A 19316-nucleotide genomic window follows, 5' to 3' on the forward strand; every position below is an offset into this window, starting at 1 on the left:
TGGAAGCGTGAAGAACTCCCATCATCGCAGGTCACAGGGCACTTCCTCGTTTTCGGAGAAGCTATCCACAGGCATCAAGCCGGTGGATCCGGGCTCAGTAGACCGACAGCAGCTCGCAACCCCACCTGACACGTCAAGGCCAAGTCGGCCGATCAGGTGCCGATACCGCGATTCTGCGTAGCCCCTTCGAGTAATGCGTTACCCATAAAGGGCGAACCGGAACGATAAGGGGCGCAGGCCGGCAGGAAGATCGACGGGAGAGTGGCGCATGCCCCTGCGGAGACGTAAGGCGCAGCTGAAGGCCCAGGCCGGGCCGGCGGTCAGTGGATACGGCGCAGTGGATGGGCGCCTGCCCGTCAGTGAGCTGGCCAGGCCGCTGCTGCGCAAGGCCTTTCCCGACCACTGGTCTTTTCTCCTCGGCGAGATCGCCCTTTACTCCTTTGTGGTCCTGCTCCTCACCGGCGTGTACCTCACCCTGTTCTTCAACCCGAGCATGACGGAGAGCGTCTACACCGGTTCCTATGTGCCCCTTCGGGGCGAGAGGATGACGCAGGCCTACACCACCACCATCGACATCAGCTTCGCCGTGCGCGGAGGCCTGCTGATGCGTCAGATCCACCACTGGGCGGCCCTGGTCTTCGTCGCCGCGATCGCCGTCCACATGCTGCGGATCTTCTTCACCGGTGCCTTCCGTAAACCGCGGGAGGCCAACTGGATCGTCGGCGTGACACTTTTCGTACTCGCGCTCCTCGAAGGATTCGCGGGTTACTCGCTGCCCGACGACCTGCTGTCCGGCACGGGCCTGAGGACGGCGGCCACCATTGTGGGGTCGATCCCTGTCGTCGGAACGTACCTGGAGCTGTTCGTCTTCGGAGGACAGTTCCCGGGCGATTCCGTGATCCCCCGTCTGTACCCCGTACATATCCTGCTCGTGCCCGGTCTGATCGTGGCGCTGATCACCGCTCATCTCATCCTGGTGGTCCATCTCAAACACACCCACTGGGCGGGTCAGGGGAAGACCAACAAGAACGCCGTCGGCTCACCGGCGTTCCCTCACTTCACCGCGAAGACCACAGGTTTCTTCTTCATGGTGTTCGGCGTACTGACCTTTCTGGGTGCGCTCGCCCAGATCAACCCCGTATGGAACTACGGCCCCTACCGCGCCAACCAGGTATCCGGTAACGCGCAGCCGGACTGGTACGTCGGATTCCTGGAGGGCGCGCTCCGCCTGATGCCGCCATGGGAGACCGACATCGCGGGCCACACCATCATGTGGAATGTGTTCATTCCGACGATCGTGCTGCCAGGCTTGGTCTTCACCGTGCTGTTCCTCTATCCCTTTTTCGAGAAGTGGGTGACGGGCGACCGCACGGAACACCACCTGTGCGACCGGCCTCGCAACCGGCCGACCCGTACGGGGCTCGGCGTGGCGGCCATCGTCTTCTACGCCGTTCTCCTGGTCGCCGGCGGCAACGACGTCGTCGCCTTCTCGTTCAGAGTTTCGATCGAGGCCATGGTCTGGATCCTCAGAATCGCGCTGATCGCCGCCCCGGTTCTGGCGTTCGCGCTGACCAAGCGCCTCTGTCTCGCCCTTCAGATGCGGGACCGCCGACGGCTGACCGAGGGCGAGGAGACCGGCCAGGTGATCCAGTCGGTGAACGGAGACCTCTCGGAGAGCCACCGCGGCCTGAGCCCGACAGCCCGCCACCGCATCCTGATGCGTGATGTCCCGACGCCCCTGGAGCTTCCCGCGGAGGGCCCGATCTCGCGTCGGCGACGGCTTCGGACCGTACTGAGCGGCTGGTACTACGGGGACCTCGTCGACCTGCCCGCCACGGACGAGCAACGGTCCCGGATCGCCGAGCGGACGGCGCCACCGGAGCCGGTCCGCGAGCCCGAGGACTGAGAACCGCCCTCAGGCCTGCGCACGCACGTACTGGAAGACCATTCCGAACACCCCGGCCAGGACCACGCCCAGCCCGATCAGGAAAAGCCACAGACCGAACACCACACCGAGGGCGAGCAGGGCCATCCCCGCGGCTGTCAGCGACGGCCAGATGCTGTGCGGAGAAAAGAAGCCCACCGGACCGGACCGCTCATGGACGTGCCCGTCCCCGCGGTCCTCGGGGCGCAGTCCCTTCCTCCGGTAGTTGGTGGCGAAGAAGAACGTGACCAGCAACGCCATGAGGAACGAGACGGTGAGAGCTGCCGTGCCTGTCGGATCATGGGACCACACGGCGTAGAGAACATCGGTCACAAGAAAGAACCCCGCGACTCCGGCGAAGAGAATGGCCTCGGTCTTCATTCGCCCGACTCCTCCTCAGCGCCCGAAATGGAGTGGGACCCGCCTCGGTCGAGGTCCGGCTTCTCCTTCAGGGGGTGGTGCAGGTCGAAGGCCGGCGAGTCGGAACGTACGCGGGGCAAAGCCCGGAAATTGTGCCTCGGGGGTGGACAGGAGGTCGCCCACTCCAGGGAACGGCCGAACCCCCACGGGTCGTCCACCTCGACCCTCGGTGCGTAACGGCGGGTGCGCCACACGTTGTACAGGAACGGCAGGGTCGACAGGCCCAGCAGAAAGGAGCCGACGGACGAGATCGTATTGAGCAAGGTGAAGCCGTCCGCCGAGAGATAGTCGGCGTAACGTCGGGGCATTCCGGCCTCCCCCAGCCAGTGCTGGACCAGGAAGGTCAGCTGAAATCCGACGAACAAGACCCAGAAATGGATACGTCCGAGGCGTTCATCCAGCATGCGTCCGGTCAACTTGGGCCACCAGAAGTAGAAGCCGCCGAACATCGCGAAGACCACTGTTCCGAAGAGCACGTAATGGAGGTGGGCGACGATGAAGTATGAATCGGTGAGATGGAAGTCCAGCGGGGGTGAAGCGATCAGCACTCCGCTGAGGCCGCCGAGGAGAAATGTCACAAGGAAGCCGATCGCCCAGAGCATGGGTGTCTCGAACGAGATACTGCCGTGCCACATGGTGCCGATCCAGTTGAAAAACTTGACGCCGGTGGGCACGGCGATGATGAACGACATGGCGGAGAAAAAGGGCAGGAGAACGGCTCCCGTTGCGAACATGTGGTGGGCCCAGACAACCGCCGAGAGCATGGTGATGCTGACCGTGGCCATCACCATTCCGAAATACCCGAACATCGGCTTCCGACTGAACGTGGGAATGATCTCGCTCACCACTCCGAAGAAGGGCAACGCGACAATGTAGACCTCGGGATGGCCGAAGAACCAGAACAGGTGCTGCCACAGCAACGCACCGCCGTTGGCGGAGTCGTAAACATGCGCCCCGAACTTCCGGTCGGCTTCGAGGGCGAGCAGGGTGGCCGCGAGCACCGGAAAAGCGAGCAGCGCGAGGATCGAGGTGAACAGAATATTCCAGGTGAAGATCGGCATCCGGAACATGGTCATACCCGGGGCGCGCAGACAGACGATCGTAGTGATGAAATTGACCGATGCCAGGGTCGTACTGATCCCCGACAGCACCAGGCCCATGGTCCAGAGGTCTCCGCCGACGCCGGGCGAAAAGACGGCACTGTTCAGCGGGGCGTAGGCGAACCAGCCGAAGTGTGCCGCGCCGCCGGGCACCACGAATCCGGACACCACGATGATTCCGCCGAAGAGGAAGAGCCAGTAGGTGAGCGCGTTGAGGCGAGGGAAGGCGACGTCGGGCGCACCGATCTGCAGCGGCATGATGGCGTTCGCGAAGCCGCCGAACATCGGCGTGGCGAACAGCAGCATCATGACGGTGCCGTGAATGGTGAACAGCTGGTTGTACTGTTCTGTGCTGACGATCTGAAGTCCTGGCCGGGCCAGCTCCGCTCGCATGAGCATGGCCATCACTCCGGCCAGCAGGAAGAACCCGAACGCGGTGACCATGTAGAGGTTGCCGATGACCTTGTGGTCCGTGGTCGTCAGCCAGCCCATGAGCCTCACACCGGCATTGATGCGCCTGTTGGCCGGCTCGGCCGACGCGGCTTCCCGCAGGTCCTGCGCCATCGGTTCTCCGTCCCGCCAGGTTGACTCGATGGTGGAGCCTGCCACCATGGACGGCCCGTACGACTGGCGGTGACACCTCGAATTTCACCGGTTCACCGATGCTCCGAACGGGTGTCCCAGGGTCCCGCCGCGTCCAGGATGCCCGCGGGGCATGAGTCAGGGCAGCTGTCAGTTCCGGTGCGAGCGACAGGGCCGACCGGTTGACGGCAGATCTGTTCGGGCGGGAATGCGCGACTTGTGCTCTGGCCGCGGACCAGCCCTTCCGGCCCCACAGCCGGTCCGCGAATACGCCGGCAAGGAGAAGAGACGGGCGACTGGCCCGTACCGCAATCGCTGCACAGGACCGTCGCAGCAAGCGCGGACGGACCGCTGCGGCGCCGACAGAGGGGGACGCTCTCGTGGTCGCGTCCGCTGGTGCCTGCCGCCGCCCGCAGGGTTACCCGCCGGGTGTGAACAGCGGGGTGGTAGCCCCGACGGACCTGCCTTCCGACCACCCCGGACTGCTCACCGCGCTCAGTTCCCTCTTCGAAGCGCATTTCGGCAGGGGCTGGCGCCCGCTCGACGACACGGTCCGTGAGAGCACTTCGGCCCAGGCCGCACGGGCGCACCTGAAGGCCCACCAGCCGGCCAAGGGCGCGGGTCCAGGTCACCCTTCGGGTGAACCGATCTTGCTGTCGGCCGGCGAGAGCCGCTACTGCTGTTGGCGGAGGGTCGCCATCTTCATGTCCGGGTCTGACGCGCTCAGAGGTCGCTTACGGTCATCCACAGTTCCACGTCGGAGATGATCAGCCGGCCCGGTCGCTGAGTGGCGGTGTCCGGGACGACCGCTCGCACCAAGGGCTGGCCGCTCTTCTCCACGGTCACCTTCGTGCCGTCGAACTTCGGTGATTCGGCGCGGACGACCGACCGCAGTTTCGCCTCCAGTCGCTGGGCCGTCGCGTCGTCCTTGACCACGAAACACAGCACCTCGATGTTCTTCGCGGCGGAGGCCACCTGCTGGCCGACAGCGGCCAGGCGCACCGGATTGGGGGAGCTGAGCGGGTTGAAGTCCGCGCGGTAGACGTCTCCCAGGCACTCGGCCGCGCGCCGGTACTCCTTGTTGCCGGCCAGGGAGGAACTCTTCTTCGAGGTGACGGCCGACATGGGGTCGGAGTCCCTGGAGGAGTAGGAGATCTCGTCCTCCGAGACCTGGAACGACACCCCCGTGCCCCCAGGACGCGCCCAGACTTCCTCGCCATCCCCTTCGCTCTGCGTGTAGCCGTTGGACTTCAGCGATTTGGTGATCGCCGTGGCATCGAACGAGCCCTCCCAGTGGCCTGCCTCGTCGGTGTCGACCGCGGTGTCGATCTGGGTCACCTTCAGGTTCTGCCCCCATGGCCCGGGCTGGTACGAGTTCAGCAGGGAGCTGCCCGGCTGCGCGACGGAGCTGAACCGCTTCGAGTCGCCCTTGCTCAGCTTCCGTACCCTGGCAGCGTCGAGAAAGGTCACCTGCTTCGCGCCGTTGTCGTCGGCCAGGGTTCCGAGCCCTCCGAGCAACTTGGAACCGCTGTCACTCTCGTCGGAGTCGGACGAACAACCGGTGACCGCAGCCAGAAGGGCAGCGGCGAGAGCGACGGCGCCGACGGCGGATCCGCGTGCTGTTATGCGCATGGTCAGGAAGCCTATACCGGTGCCCGACGGAAGATATGGCGGCGAAAGAGGCCGCTTGCCATCGGTGGTGCGGCGAGCCGTCGACGACGGTGTGCGCTGCCGTTCCATCCGGCCGAGCAGGACGTGCGGACGCTGGAGGAGGTCCCCGGACTCCGCCGCCGGCGTGCAATGGCCTGCCGCTACCGAAGACGAACTCGCCGCAGTGCTTGGAGGTCGTCCACCTTTCGGGTTGTAGACCCGTGGTGGGGTTGCGAGCTGCTGTTGGTTTGCTGAGTCGAAGTGAGTTGTGGTGAGCGGGAGTGAGTCCTGCCGGTGGGTCGCGAGGGGTGGGAACGGAAGTTCTGGGGCCGAATGGGTGACCTTGGCGACTGCTGCTCGTTGGGCTGGGTTGCAGGTGTCCAGCCATGAGGATGGGGGGTGATGTGGTGCGTGGTTTACGGGAGTTGGCCGTGTCCCTCGTGGTGCCCGGGCCTTGCGGGGTGGCGATCCGGGACCGTCTGGGGCACCTCACGTCCCAGGACGAGAAGGTGCTGCGTGCGGTCGGTGAGCATCAGGGTGCGCTGGCCTCCCGTGATCTCAAGGCCCGCTGTGCGGATGGTCTGGAGCACAGCGCGGACACCTGGGCGGCGCGCAAGCGGGACCTGACCGGGGTGTCGTCGTCGCGGATCGCCGGGGCGATCACCAAAGCCACCCACGATCAGTGGGCGCTCGCGCGCCGTGGCCAGACGACGCACATCCAGAAGCTGGCAGCCGGGATCAAGACGCTGCGGCACCGCCTGTCCCTCCCGCTCGGGGAACGCGGAACGAAGCGCGCGGAGGGCGGCTACCGGTCGAAGAACGAGTGGTTCCGCAAGTCCCGTCGCCTCGCGGCACTGGAGGCGCGGCACGCTGCTGCTGTCTCCGACTGGCAGGCCGGACGTGTCCGGGTGGTACGGGGCGGCAAACGGCTCCTGAACACCCGCCACCACCTCACCCGGGCCCAGCTCACCGAGGAGCAGTGGCGGGAACGGTGGGAGGCGGAGCGCTGGTTTCTGGCCGCTGACGGTGAGTCGGGGAAGCGGTTCGGGAACGAGACGATCCGCGTCACCCCGGACGGCGAAGTGTCCATCAAACTGCCCGCCCCGCTCGCGCACCTGGCCAACGCCAGGCACGGCCGGTACACCCTCACCTCCGCCGTGGCGTTCGCGCACCGGGGCGCGGAGTGGGCCGACCGCATCGAAGCGAACCGGGCCGTGGCCTACCGCATCCACCTCGATACGGAGCGAGGCCGCTGGTATCTCACCGCATCCTGGCAACGCCCCGTCGTGAAGACCATCCCGTTGGAGACCGCCCGCGCCCGGGGCATGATCGGCGTCGACACCAACGCCGACCACTTCGCCGCCTACCACCTCGACCGGCACGGCAACCCGGTCGGTGACCCGCACCGCTTCCCCTATGACCTGTCCGGAACTGCTGATCACCGCGACGCACAGATCCGCCACGCGCTGACCCGCCTGATCAACTGGGCGGTGCGTGCCGGGATCGCCGCGATCGGCATCGAAGACCTCGACTTCACGCCCGAGAAGACCCGGGAGAAGCACGGCCGCAAGAAGCGGTTCCGGCAGCTCATCTCCGGTATCCCGACCGGCAAGTTCAAGGCCCGGCTGGTGTCGATGGCCGCCGCGCAGGGTCTCGCGATCGTCGGCCTCGTCCTCGACTAGATCGCAGTGGACGGCTCCATCACCAAGGCTCCCGGAGGCGGCGAGGTGGCCGGGCGTTCCCCGGTCGACCGCGGCAAACAGGGCCTGAAACGCTCGGGCATGACGGACGGGTACGGCATTCCACTGGGTCGTGTCCTGGCCGGAGCCAACCGTCACGACTCCCCGCTGCTCGCCCCGACTCTGGACCGCCTTGACGACCGGGGGCCGTTGCCCGACGACGTCACCGTGCACCTGGACGCCGGCTACGACTCGGACAAGACCCGCGCGCTGCTCGATGAACGCGGCCTCCACGGCCGCATCGCGCACAAAGGCGAGAAGGCACCCATCCAGGCCAGTCAGAGGTGGCACGTGGAGCGCACCCACGCCTGGCAGAACGCCTTCTACCGGCTCGCCCGCTGTTACGAGCGGCGCGCCACCGTCGTCGACGCATTCTTCGACCTCGCCGACACGATCATCACCGTGCGCAGTCTGATCCGGCGGACGTGGACGACTCACCGCTGGGACAAACGCCCGAACCGCCGACCATGACCGCCACGCACGTCTAAACGTCGCGCACCGCCAGCACTTCGACCGCTGCCCCAGACGACTCCAGCAGTGGTGCAGTGGCAGAACGCCGGGGATCCGGATTGGGTCCGGCGGGCCATGGTCGGCGGCTTCCGCAGGTTCCTCGCCGTTCAAGGCAAACGGTCGGCGAGGCCGAGTGACGCTGGGGGAAGGGGCCTGTCAGTGCCTCCCGTGATAATCACCTCGCCACGTTGACCGCGCCGATCGGAGGCCCTGTTGTCCACGCTGCATGAGTTCACGACCTGGGAGCCTCTGCTGCACATCCTGCGATCCGCTCACACCGCGACGCCGGGCGCTCTGGGCGGTCACGTCGCCGGACGGATCGGCACCCACGCGTACAGCGTGCCGATGCCATGGGGGACGATGTTCACCATGCACGGGCAGGTGTCTGGCGCGGCGGACAGACGGCCCGAGTTCGACGCCGTGCAGCGGGTGCGGGGCGCGCTGGCGGAGGCCGACGCCGACGGCGCCTCCTTCGTGGCCCGGATGTCCCCGGACGGCCCGGCCGTGCTGCACTTGCTCGACTTCGGGCCCGCCGTGGAGGCCGAGGTCAGCGGGCCGCTCCCGGGCGCGCTCGTACTGGTCGATGGTGCTGTACCCGAGCCCTGGCGCCGGCTGCCCGATCCGGTGCCCGACGCGAAGCCCTCGCCGGCGGCGGATCCGGCAGCACTGGAGAGCTTCCTGCGCGAACGCCTCCCCGACGCCATCGGCGCGACCGAGGAGGAGATCGCCACGGCGGAGGCGCGCCTCGGGATACCGCTGCCCGACGAGCTCAAGGCGCTCTACCGGGTGACGCGAGCTTGGTGGGACGACCTGGCCGACGACGAGGCGATGTGGCACCTCATGGAGACGGTGACCTGCGAACTGTTCCCCCTGGACGAGCTGTACATCGCCGACGCGCCCTCCCGGCACTCCCCATGGCGGTTCGCGGCGATGGAGACGGTCGGTACGCCGCCCGGCGCCGCGGTGCAGGGGCTGGTCGGATCGCCGGGCTGGATCGTCTTCGGCAACAGCGACGGCGACCGGCTCGCGGTCGACCTGACGCCGGGGTCAGCCGGGCACACGGGGCAGATCATCGTGCTCAGCCACGAGGAGAACGTCGGCGCGGGCCTGGTCGCCGACTCCCTCACCGAACTGATGCTCCGCCTGCCCGCACAGCGTCGCAGCGCCCCGCGGACCGAGGAACCGCCTGCCGCGGCCCGGGTCAACATCCGCAGCCTGAAGAGCGTCGAGGCCGCCACGCACCCCGCACTTGAGGTCCTGAGCATCGGCGTGTGGGAGGGCGAACCGCTCAGCTTGGAGCCCGTCGTGGACCTGCCGCGCCTGCGGACCCTTCAGGCCTACCCGGGCACGCTCGCCGACCCGTTGGAGATCTCCCGGCTCACCGGCCTGGAGTTCCTGGCGCTCTGCCCGCAGGACTGGCGTGTGCTCCTGGACGCCGACATGGTCCCGCGCAGCCTGCTGGCCGCCGGCATCGAGGTGCGCAACGACGTCGACCCCCTGCCGGTCGTGGACCTCGCCAACGAGATCCTTGCCCGCTGGGACCGCCCCTTGATCATCCGCACCACCCTGAAGGGCAGCCTCGGCCCCGTGTCGTAGCCCATGCTGACCGGGGCGGCGGGGGACGGGGTCAGCCATGCACGGGCCAGTGGTTCATGCGCGGCAGCCCCCCGTTCTTTCGCTTCCCGCGCGCCAGCCGGGCGTAGCCCTGGCAGATCTTCGAGATCCGGCCGCGCGCAGCGATCATCCGCTCGTTGCTTCTACGACGGTTACCGCATCACGCGGCCGCGGACGGGTTTGCTTACCTCTGCCAGCAACTACCAGTTACCGTCGAACATTTATGGGACACCTTTTAGCGACCGCCTATCTGCGCGACCTCTTAAAGGAGTTGACGGTCCCTAGGCTGCTCCCGTTCACCCGGCCACCATCAAGTGCGGCATCCTGCTCCAGGCACGTTTGATCAACAACGTGCCGTTTGTCCGGTAGGGGAGGAGCGCGTGTCAAGACCTCGAATACATCGCGCGCTTGTGGTGTGGCGATGGGGGCCTGTTCTCGGTGCTCGTCTCGCCCGCCGCCCTTGCGGCTCCGGAGCCGATCACCGAGCCGGCCAAGACGGCGGCATCGGCCGCCAGCCTGGGGGACGACCACGCCGCTGGCGACTACTACAAGGACGGACGCCTCGTAGTCGCGGTCACAGACCAGGCCACCGCGACATCGGTTGAAAGTGCGGGCGGGACGCCGGAGACCGTCGCTCACAGTGCAGCCGAGCAAAACTCCGTCGACGCCGAATTGGATCAGTTGGCGGGTATTCCCAACACTGCGTGGGGCGTTGACCCGAGCGCGAACCAGGTGCCTGTTGAGATCTACGCGCGGACCCGCCGGTCCGCTCGGGCGGCTCGCGGAGCCGCGCCCGGCGGGCGCAGCGAGTGTCTCGGGAGCGTTCTTCTGACGGGCGGGACGGAATGTGTTCGGGGATTGGCTCATCGTGAGCACGAAGGCCGCGAAGCCCGGACGACGGCGGCCACCGCCGACGCCTCGTCGACCGCGCCGCGATTCTGGACATCGATCTGGAGATCACCCAACGCAAGCCCGGGGCGAGGGGCTTCACCCCGATCTCGAAGCGATAGGCCGTCGAGCGAACCCACGGACGGCTGATGATCCACCGCCGCTCGGCCTGCGACTGTGAGGCCCTGACCGCATGACTCCGCACCCGGCGGTGGGGCCGAGTGCGGAGTCGCAGGGCGGTGTCAGCTGGTGCGGTTGTAGATCGCCGTGCCGGGGCAGGCGGTGATGCCGGAGCGGGTGGCGCAGCCGGTGTACTGGCTGGAGCCGTTCCACCAGCTCCAGCCGCCGATGGTGCGGCCGTGCAGCCAGGTGTACTGGCCGACGTAGTTGGCGTCGTACGTGCGCAGGCTCCAGTGAACGTGGGCTCCGGTCGCGGAACCGCCGGCGCAGGTGTCGGTGCCGGTGGTTCCGAGCAGGGCGCTGCTGGGGACCCACGTCCCGTTGTAGTAGGTCGCGTTCCACATGTGGTAGTAGTCCGTCGAGAAGCCGCCGGGGTGGATCACCCTGGTCCAGCCGCCGCCGGCGCCGCACATCGAGGTCGCCGTACCTTCACCGGACGAACGGACCCGGCCGCTGGCATTGCCACCGGCGAAGTCGAGGCTGCTCCAGTAGCCGGTCGCGCCGTCGTTGGAGTGCGGGCCACCGGTCAGGGTCATGTAGTAGTCGGGCATCCAGGGCAGCAGCAGCCCGTTGGTGTTGGCCAGGGTCCCTATCGACGACGCCTGCTTCTGCGGCGTCGCCTTGTGCTGCGCGTATGCCGTCATGGTCTGCCGCTCCGCTTTGCCGACCAGTGGGGACTCGGCCGCGTAGTCGGCGAATTCGCGGTCGCCTTCGAGGCCTGAGACCCAGCGCCCGTCCTTGCGGTGGGCGATGTAGAGCCAGCCTTCCGGCTGACCGTGGTGCGTGCGCGGCGCTTCGACGTACGCGACGCCACGGGCCCAGTCGCGCGAGACGGTGCGGACGTCGACGACCACCTTGCGGCCCTCGTCGGCGAGCTTGCTGACGGCGGCCTTCGGGGTGAGGCCCTTGGCGTCGTGAGACCGGGACAGGACGTCCGTGGAGATGGCGTCTATCAGTGCTTTGCGGCCGGTGCCGAGGCGGTCGGCAACCGCGGCCGGCACCTTCACGGTGACACCGGCGGACGGCGACTGGGCAGCGGCCACCGGGGTCGCGGCCGCGTGCCGGGAGGTCGCCGTCGCCGAGGGCGCGGTGGCGAGCAGCCCGGTGACGGCGAGGGCGGCGATGGTGGTTCTCACGGACAGTTTGGAAAGCATGGGCGGTATCCCTTCTGCACAAGAGGGCCTGCCGGGCGGGCAGGTTGGCGAGAGCGTGGTAGAACACCGCCACGCCGTACGAGACGTTGAGGCTGAAGCACTCCGGGCGGGTACTTCTCTTTCCGGAACATGGCCGGCCGGTCGTTTAAGTCAGTCGGCCTGGGGTGTGTCGCGCTCTGGGCCGGCGCTGGCCAGGGCGGACGCGAGCAACAGGGATGAACGCGATGTCATGTGGGGGCCTTTGTTCGGACGACGACACGGTCAGGGGCGCAGCCTCGCGAGCCGACCGAACTGTTGTCAATGTCCAGTCAAAAAAATGGCGTGGCCGGAAGCTGCCAGACCATGCCGCCCGCCGACGCGGCGGCGGGCGCCGGGGCGGCGGCGGGGCTGCGGGCCGGCGTTTACGCAGGTGCTCGCGGCCGAGCACTGGAACAACCTCGATGTGGACGTACTCGCCTCCGGTGAGGACGCGGGCGGCAGGAAGTTGCCGTCGAACGCCTGGATGGCGCTGCGGCGTCTGGGCTGGACCGTCAACTCTGACGCCAAGGTCAATGACCGTATCGTTCGCATGGCCCAGGAACAGGCCGGCCGGTCCCTGCGTTCTCGCAGTACAAGCGGCGCACCGACACGTCGATCACCACCGGTCTCCCGCCGATCGCCTCGTCGGCGACATGCCGCACGTACCGGCTGTGCTCCCACGCCGACTCCTGCCCGCAGCCCGGGCAGACCACCGAGACCCTCGCGGCAGTCCGCACCGTGATCCTGACCAGGCCCTCGCCTGCCTCCACCGCCTCGACCAACACCGAAGCCAGCTGGGGAAGCGGCGCCGTCAACTCGACATCACACGCCACCAGCCTCCCCCACCAAGGCACTTGCCGAGGCCGAAACCGCAAAGTCGATCAACGGCTACGAAAATCTTGGCAGAGCCTTATTCATGACACTCCTCTGGGCGCCGCTGCCATGCCGACATTCCACCGCGGGTACGTATCGTGGCCATCATTTCGAGCCCGGCCCCGCAACCGGCATCAGGCAGTTGTCCCGGCGACCTCCTCCGGACGCAGCAGGGCGGCGAGCCGGTCGGCGGGGAGCAGGCCCTTTTCCAGGACGAGTTCGGCGACGCCCCGACCGGTGGTGAGGGCTTCCTGGGCGATGCCGGTGGCGGCGGTGTAGCCGATGTGCGGGTTGAGGGCGGTGACGAGCCCGATGGAGTTCTCCACGGTTGCGCGCAGCGTCTTGGTGTTGGCGGTGATACCGGCCACGCACCGCTGCGCGAGGGTGAGGCATGCGGCCCGCAGGTGGGTGATGCTCTCGGAGAGGGAGTGGAGGATGACCGGTTCGAAGGCGTTGAGCTGGAGCTGGCCCGCCTCAGCGGCCATGGTGATCGTGACGTCGTTGCCGATGACCTCGAAGGCGACCTGGTTGACGACCTCGGGGATCACCGGGTTGACCTTGCCGGGCATGATGCTGGAACCCGCCTGGACCGGGGGCAGGTTGATCTCCGCGAGGCCGGCACGCGGGCCGGAGGAGAGCAGGCGCAGGTCGTTGCAGCTCTTGGAGAGCTTGACGGCGATACGCTTGAGCACGCCGGAGAGGTGGACGAAGGCTCCGCAGTCCTGGGTGGCCTCGACAAGGTTGGCGGCGGTTACCAGCGGAAGGCCGGTGATGGCGGCGAGGTGGCGGCGGGCAGCTTCGGTGTAGCCCGCGGGGGCGTTGAGGCCGGTGCCGATCGCGGTCGCGCCGAGGTTGATCTCGTGCACGAGCAGCGCGGCCTCGGCGAGCCGGCTCCGGTCCTCCTCCAGCATCACCGCGTACGCGGAGAACTCCTGCCCCAGCGTCATGGGCACCGCGTCCTGGAGCTGGGTGCGCCCCATCTTGAGGACGTCGCGGAACTCTTCCGCCTTCTCTGCGAAGGCCCTGCGCAGGACGTCCATCGCGTCGAGCAGTTCGCGTACGGCGATGATCGTGGCGACCTTGACGGCGGTCGGGTAGACGTCATTGGTGGACTGGCTGAGGTTGACGTCCTCGTTCGGGTGCAGACGGTGGTAGTCGCCCTTGGCGTGGCCCAGGATCTCCAGGGTCCGGTTGGCGATCACCTCGTTGGCGTTCATGTTCGTCGAGGTCCCGGCGCCGCCCTGGATCACGTCGACGACGAACTGGTCGTGCAGTCGCCCGTCCCGGACCTCCCGGCAGGCAGCGGCGATCGCGTCGGCCTTCTCCGGGGAGAGCAGGCCGAGGTCCTCGTTGGCGCGGGCCGCGGCCTCCTTGACGGCGGCGAGGGCGTTGATCAGGTGCGGGTACGCGGATATCGCCGTACCGGTGATGGGGAAGTTCTCCACGGCACGCAGGGTGTGGAGACCCCAGTACGCATCGGCGGGCACGTCCCGGTCGCCGAGCAGGTCGTGTTCGCGGCGGTGGCCGGCAGTCATGGACACGGAGATTCCTTCATGAGGAGGTGGTGAGAGTTCGGGTGGAGGAGCGCATGACGCGAGCACGCCGGTGGCCCGGGGCTCCTGACGCCGGCGCTACCGATGACCGGAGGGCGGGCGAATCCGGTGAGGATTCCCAGGGCGACGCACCGGTCCACCGCGGCCACCGCTACGTCGGTGGTCAGCGGTCATCGGCCTCTTGCCCCGTCCTCCTCGGCTGGGAATACTCAAGGGCCGCTTCGACCGACGTCATCGCAGCTGAGCGGAGTTTGCGCACACGAGAGGCACTGGACGCCCACGCTGCGCGACGGCCGTGATTCCCCCGGCAGTTACCGCTTCCGCCGGTTCCGTAACGGACCGCACCACGCCGGACAGCCCTTGGCGTGCGCGCCCCGCACTGGGCTGGATGCCCTGTGACCGCCTCACCACGCCTTGATCAGAACCTGTCCGGCGCCCCTTCGGGCGCAGGGACGTCAGTCAGTTCAAGGTCCAGGGCCGACAGCGGTCTTTGCCAATGCCTTCATGAAGACCACTCTGGAGCACTGCCCCCGTGAAGTCCATCGGCAAATCTCCAGGTCCACTGTGAAGCTCTGCTTCACAAGCGCCGTACTGTTCTGGTGTACTTCCTCATGTGATTGATCCACGTAGGCTCCGGGTGCTGCGGGCGCTGGCCGAGCACGGCACCGTCACCGCCGCTGCCCAGACTCTCTACCTGTCCCCGTCGGCGGCTTCGCAGCAGCTGGCAGCGCTCGAGGCCGAGGTCGGGCACGCGCTGTTGGAGCGGCGCGGCCGCACCGTCCGGCTGACTGCCACGGGCACCGTGCTGGCCGCTCACGCGACGAAGATCGCCGCACAGCTGGAGCAGGCGGAGGCAGATATGGCCGCCTGCTCGGAGGGCGTGGCCGGCGAGGTGACCATCGCCGCGTTCGCAAGCGCGATCACCGAAGTGGTGGCCCCGGCGATGGCGGCGCTGCGGGAACGCGCTCCGCAGGTGCGGATCCGGGTGAAGGACGCCGAGGGGCATGCGAGCCGACGACTCCTCATCGACGGCGCGGTCGATATCGCCGTAACGGTGGCGCATCAGGACGCCCCCGGCCAGAACGGCGAGCAGCTGTTGCGCGAGCCTTTGTACGCGGAGCCGTTCGACGTCGTGCTGCCGTCCGGCCATCCGCTGGCCGAGGCCTCGAAGGTGGACCTGGCCGACCTGGCCGAAGATCCGTGGATCACGCCGTGGCCCGGCAACCCGGTGCATGACGTCGTGCTGCGCGCCTGCGAGGAGGCGTGTTTCCAACCTCGGGTGGAGTGCTTGGCCGACGACTCCCGGGCAGTGTGTGCACTGGTCTCCGCTGGTGCGGGTGTGGCGCTGGTGCCCCGTTCGGCGGTGCACGGGATCGCCTTCGGCGGCGCCGTCATACGTCCGGTCAGCGACTACCGTCCGACACGGCGGGTGTTCACGGCCGTCCGACGCGGCAGCGAGAGCCATCCGCTGCTGCGGCTGGCGCTGCGCGAACTACGGGACCAGGCCGCCACCCTCGGCTCCTGACTGCTGATCGGCAGGGGGGTTTCAGCGGTTCGGTGTCGGGTTCACCACGCGGGCGCGCCGAAGCGGGTTGTCTGTCGGCTGCCGCAGCAGGTCAGCGCCACCGGCGACTGCGCATTACCCTTCGACGCCTCGCACTTCGTGCCGGGGCCGGCGCAGGTGACCGTGGTGCCGTCACCCATCGCCCACCGGCTCCCCGGAGCAGCGTTCGGGCCCGGCCGATCATGGCCGGCCGGGCCCGGGCGGGAAGGGTTCCGCCGCCTCAGTGTGCTGTCACTGAGGTCAGAAGGTCAGCTTCCAGCTGTTGATGAAGCCGCTGTCGCCGCGGAACATGTCCTGGACCTTGAGCTTCCAGGTGCCGTTGGCGGTCTTCTTGGAGGCGTTCACGGTGTAGGTGGCGAGCACGTCGTCGGCCGAGTCGCTGATGTTGGAATCCTTCAGGCGGTACAGCGTGCCGTCAGGGGCCACCAGGTCGATGGCCAGGTCACCGCGCCAGGTGTGCTTGATGTCCACGTCGACCTTGAGGGCACTTGGTGCCTTGCCGGCGATCCCGGTGACGTTGACGTCCGAGAAGACCGCGGCGCCCCCGTCCGGGATGGCGACGTCGGTGGTGTTCTCGAAGGTCTTGATCACGCTGACGACGTTCCAGGTGAACGTCGCGGTGGAGGAGGCGTTGGTCGAGTCCGTGACCGTGACCGTGACCGTGCTGGTGCCCAGATTGGTGGGGGTGCCGGAGATCAGGCCGGTGGAGGCGTTGAGCGACAGGCCGGCCGGCAGGCCGGTGGCCGTGTAGGTCAGCGCGCCCGGGTTGGTGCTGGTGGCCTGGATCTGCAGGCTCGCGGACTTGTTGACCAGCGTGGTCTGGAGGCCGGGGTCGGTGACCGTCACGCCCTGGACGATGCGGCTGCCGACGTTGATGGCCGCCCAGGCGTTGGCGGTGTTGTTGTAGGTGTCGCTGCCGAGCCCGTACAGGTCGGCGGCCGCCTGCAGGGTGGCGGTGCGGGCGGCGGCGTAGTTGGTGGAGGAGGTCATGTAGGTCGACAGCGCGCGGTACCAGATCTTCGCGGCGGCGTCGCGGCCGATCGCGGTGACGGACAGGCCGTCGGAGGTCGGGCTGTTGTAGCTCACGCCGTTGACGACCTTGGCGCCGCTGCCCTCGGAGGCCAGGTAGAACCAGTGGTTGGCCGGGCCGGAGGAGTAGTGGACGTCGATGCTGCCGATGCCGGAGTACCAGGCGTCCTTGGACGCGCCGTCCTTGCTCGGCTTGTCCATGTACCGCAGCGGGGTACCGTTGCCGTTGATGTCGATCTTCTCGCCGACCAGGTAGTCACCCGGGTCGGTCGCGGAGCTCACGTAGAACTCGACGGCCGCGGCCATGATGTCCGAGGTCGCCTCGTTGAGGCCGCCGGACTCGCCGCTGTAGATCAGGCCGGCGGTGTTGGAGGTGACGCCGTGGGTCATCTCGTGGGCGGCCACGTCGACGGAGGTCAGCGGCTTGGCGTTGGCCGAGCCGTCGCCGTAGGTCATGCAGAAGCAGGAGTCGGACCAGAACGCGTTGACGTAGGCGTTGCCGTAGTGCACGCGGGAGTAGGCGCCGACGCCGTCGTTCTTGATGCCGTTGCGGGCGTGGACGTCCTTGTAGTAGTCCCACGTGGCCTGGGCGCCGAACGCGGCGTCGACACCGGCGGTCTGACGGTCGCTCGGCAGGCCGTTGCCCCAGACGTCGTCCGCGTCGGTGAACAGCGTGCCGGTGCCGGACGTGCCGCCGTTCAGGTCGTACGTCTTGTGGCCGCCGCGGGTGCCGTCGGTCATCTCGTAGGTCGAGCCCGACAGCGTGGTGCCGAGGGTGACCTGGCCGTTGTACTGGCCGGTGCCGGTGCCGGTCTCGATGCCCTGGTACTCGAACAGCTTGGCACCGGTGGTGGCGTCGGTGATGACGTGCAGCTCGGACGGGGTGCCGTCGTGCTGCACGCCGCCGATCACGGACTCCCAGGCCAGCACGGGCTTGCCGGAGGCGGCCCAGACGACCTTGCGGACGGTGTCGGCCTTCGGGGCGGTGGTGCCCTTGGCCTTGGCGCGGCCGAGCGCGAAGGTCTTCGCCGAGCCGGCGCTGTTCACGGCGGTGGTCGAGGCGACCTTCACCGTCGCCTTGGTCGCCTTGGTGACGCTCTTGACGGCGCCGTTCGCCGCCGCGTGGACGACGAGGTCGCCGCCGAGGACCGGCAGGCCCGCGAAGGTCCGCTCGTAGCGGGTGTGCACCGTGCCGTCGGCGTCCTTCAGGACGGACTTCACCAGCAGTTGCTCCTGGCCGCCCAGGCCCAGGGTCCTGGCGGTGGTGGCGACGGTGGCCTGCGCGTCGGCGAGCAGTGTGGCGCGCTCACTCGGGCTGAGCTGGACCTGCAGCGCGCCGGCCCGGACCTGCGCCTTGGGCGCGTCGGCCTGGGTGCCGGCGGTGGCGGACGTGGGGAGCGCAACGGCGATCATCGCGGCGCTCGCTATGAGCGCGCTCGCGGCAACAGCCTTGCGGGGGGTCGTTCTCACGCGGAACTCCTTCTGCGGCGACCGGGGTTGCGGCCGTTGACAGCCCGGGCAGGGGGTGCTGCCCGAGTAGAGCTGGTGGTGCGGTGAGGAGGACATGACCGCAGCGGTGCGAGATCCCTGTGGGGAACGCCTGGCCCCGTGCGGCCGATCAAGAGCCTGCCATTGTCGACCTGTGCATGTCACGTCCTCGGTGATGTCGGGTTCCTGACATGCCGGATTCCTGACATGCCGGATTCCGACAGCCCGGGTGACTCCCTCCGGTCCTGGCCGCCGCGCACGGTGGTGCAGCGGCAGTACTCCGGCACCGCCGGATCTTTTGCACCGCCTGGCCCGCCTTCACGCCGGCTCTGCGCCGACCGGCCTCCGGATTCGGTCCGTCAGGATCCGTGCGGTCTCGTCGAGGCCGATGTCGCCGGTATTCGGCAGCCGGCGGCGGCCCGCGGCGGCCACCGGGCCCAGGACCAGGGTTTCCGATCAGGCAGCCGTCACCCTCGCATCGCTCCCGATGTGGGCCCGGCGCTTTGACGGCAACTCCTGTCGGCAGGCATCGCCTCACCCGTCCGCGCGGTCGCACTCGAACCGCACTGTCCTGCCCGCCCCGCCCGGCAGCTCCTCCACGCCCAGCGGTCGGTGACGGCGGCGACCGGCAGCAGGCCCCGCCCGTCCTCGGCGAGTTCGCCGGCGGGCGGTGGGGCGGGTGATGGCGAGGGCGGCTTCGGGCACTCGTCCGTCACCTCGACCCGCAGTCCCTCCGGCCGTCGCAGGATCGGCAGCGAGGCGCGCCGGACGGGCACATGGCGTACGACATGTGCGATCAGCTCGGTGAGCGCCGGCTCGGCGGCGTCTGCCGGCCCTGCCGGCGCCGAATTGCTCCAGGGCCCGCGCCCCGGCCGCGTGCTGGTGAGCACGCACGATCGTGGTGTCCACCGAGACGCCCCAGTTCAGGCTCGTCGACGTCGGCCTGGGCGATGAGCGCGGTGAACGCCCGCTCCGATGCGCCACGTCAGCTGGCGCAAAGCCCGCGCCGAACCGAAGACGGCGTTCGCGC

General features: G+C 68.2%; 13 protein-coding genes and 1 pseudogene. 6 read left to right on the forward strand and 8 right to left on the reverse strand.

The genetic code is table 11. The features are described from left to right. The first annotated feature begins 268 nt into the window (after positions 1-268). Positions 269-1906 (forward strand): cytochrome bc1 complex cytochrome b subunit, encoded by a 1638-nt coding sequence (gene qcrB / locus AB0I23_RS37235; protein ID WP_359116762.1) that lies wholly within the window; start codon positions 269-271, stop codon positions 1904-1906. Positions 1907-1915: 9 nt separating this feature from the next. On the opposite strand, the gene AB0I23_RS37240 is transcribed toward qcrB, so the two are convergent. The 3 genes from AB0I23_RS37240 to AB0I23_RS37250 all read right to left on the reverse strand — a co-directional run bounded on the left by AB0I23_RS37240 (position 1916) and on the right by AB0I23_RS37250 (position 5658). Further along, positions 1916-2305: a cytochrome c oxidase subunit 4 gene (locus AB0I23_RS37240; RefSeq protein ID WP_359116765.1), complete on the reverse strand. Its 390-nt coding sequence runs from the start codon at positions 2303-2305 to the stop codon at positions 1916-1918. Beyond that, on the reverse strand, positions 2302-4008 hold the full coding sequence (gene ctaD / locus AB0I23_RS37245) for an aa3-type cytochrome oxidase subunit I (protein WP_359116767.1): 1707 nt from the start codon (positions 4006-4008) through the stop codon (positions 2302-2304). Before ctaD ends, AB0I23_RS37240 begins: the two co-directional genes overlap by 4 nt. 741 nt (positions 4009-4749) lie before the next feature. Further along, entirely contained in the window at positions 4750-5658 is a 909-nt protein-coding gene (locus tag AB0I23_RS37250; RefSeq protein WP_359116769.1) for a hypothetical protein, read from the reverse strand. Between the two features lie 449 nt (positions 5659-6107). On the opposite strand from AB0I23_RS37250, the gene AB0I23_RS37255 reads away from it, so the two are divergent. The 4 genes and pseudogenes from AB0I23_RS37255 (at position 6108) to AB0I23_RS41870 (ending at position 10577) form a co-directional block, all read left to right on the forward strand. Continuing rightward, complete coding sequence (locus AB0I23_RS37255; RefSeq protein ID WP_436847054.1) at positions 6108-7358, forward strand: IS200/IS605 family accessory protein TnpB-related protein; 1251 nt, start codon at positions 6108-6110, stop codon at positions 7356-7358. Further along, positions 7335-7886 (forward strand): annotated as a pseudogene (locus AB0I23_RS37260) (transposase); the annotation flags it as partial. The gene AB0I23_RS37255 and the pseudogene AB0I23_RS37260, both read left to right, overlap by 24 nt. Positions 7887-8138: 252 nt before the next feature. Continuing rightward, positions 8139-9521: an SMI1/KNR4 family protein gene (locus tag AB0I23_RS37265; RefSeq protein ID WP_359116772.1), complete on the forward strand. Its 1383-nt coding sequence runs from the start codon at positions 8139-8141 to the stop codon at positions 9519-9521. Positions 9522-9977: 456 nt separating this feature from the next. Further along, positions 9978-10577 (forward strand): alpha-lytic protease prodomain-containing protein, encoded by a 600-nt coding sequence (locus AB0I23_RS41870; RefSeq protein ID WP_436847053.1) that lies wholly within the window; start codon positions 9978-9980, stop codon positions 10575-10577. Between the two features lie 92 nt (positions 10578-10669). On the opposite strand, the gene AB0I23_RS37280 is transcribed toward AB0I23_RS41870, so the two are convergent. The 3 genes from AB0I23_RS37280 to aspA all read right to left on the reverse strand — a co-directional run bounded on the left by AB0I23_RS37280 (position 10670) and on the right by aspA (position 14187). Further along, complete coding sequence (locus tag AB0I23_RS37280; protein ID WP_359116775.1) at positions 10670-11761, reverse strand: M23 family metallopeptidase; 1092 nt, start codon at positions 11759-11761, stop codon at positions 10670-10672. A gap of 548 nt (positions 11762-12309) precedes the next feature. Beyond that, complete coding sequence (locus tag AB0I23_RS37285) at positions 12310-12633, reverse strand: transposase family protein (protein ID WP_359116778.1); 324 nt, start codon at positions 12631-12633, stop codon at positions 12310-12312. 153 nt (positions 12634-12786) lie between these two features. Beyond that, on the reverse strand, positions 12787-14187 hold the full coding sequence (gene aspA, locus AB0I23_RS37290) for an aspartate ammonia-lyase (protein ID WP_359116817.1): 1401 nt from the start codon (positions 14185-14187) through the stop codon (positions 12787-12789). A 631-nt stretch (positions 14188-14818) separates the two neighbouring features. Here aspA and AB0I23_RS37295 point away from each other — a divergent pair. Beyond that, positions 14819-15730 carry a LysR family transcriptional regulator gene (locus AB0I23_RS37295; protein ID WP_359116781.1) on the forward strand — a complete coding sequence of 304 codons (912 nt, stop codon included), beginning with the start codon at positions 14819-14821 and terminating at the stop codon, positions 15728-15730. Positions 15731-16009: 279 nt separating this feature from the next. Here AB0I23_RS37295 and AB0I23_RS37300 read toward each other — a convergent pair whose 3' ends face one another. Further along, positions 16010-18268 carry a M4 family metallopeptidase gene (locus tag AB0I23_RS37300; RefSeq protein ID WP_359116784.1) on the reverse strand — a complete coding sequence of 753 codons (2259 nt, stop codon included), beginning with the start codon at positions 18266-18268 and terminating at the stop codon, positions 16010-16012. A 485-nt stretch (positions 18269-18753) separates the two neighbouring features. Beyond that, positions 18754-19176 carry an ATP-binding protein gene (locus tag AB0I23_RS37305; RefSeq protein WP_359116820.1) on the reverse strand — a complete coding sequence of 141 codons (423 nt, stop codon included), beginning with the start codon at positions 19174-19176 and terminating at the stop codon, positions 18754-18756. Positions 19177-19316 lie beyond the last annotated feature (140 nt).

Origin of the sequence: Streptomyces atratus (assembly GCF_040655115.1) — a bacterium.
GTDB classification, from domain to species: Bacteria; Actinomycetota; Actinomycetes; order Streptomycetales; family Streptomycetaceae; genus Streptomyces; species Streptomyces atratus_D.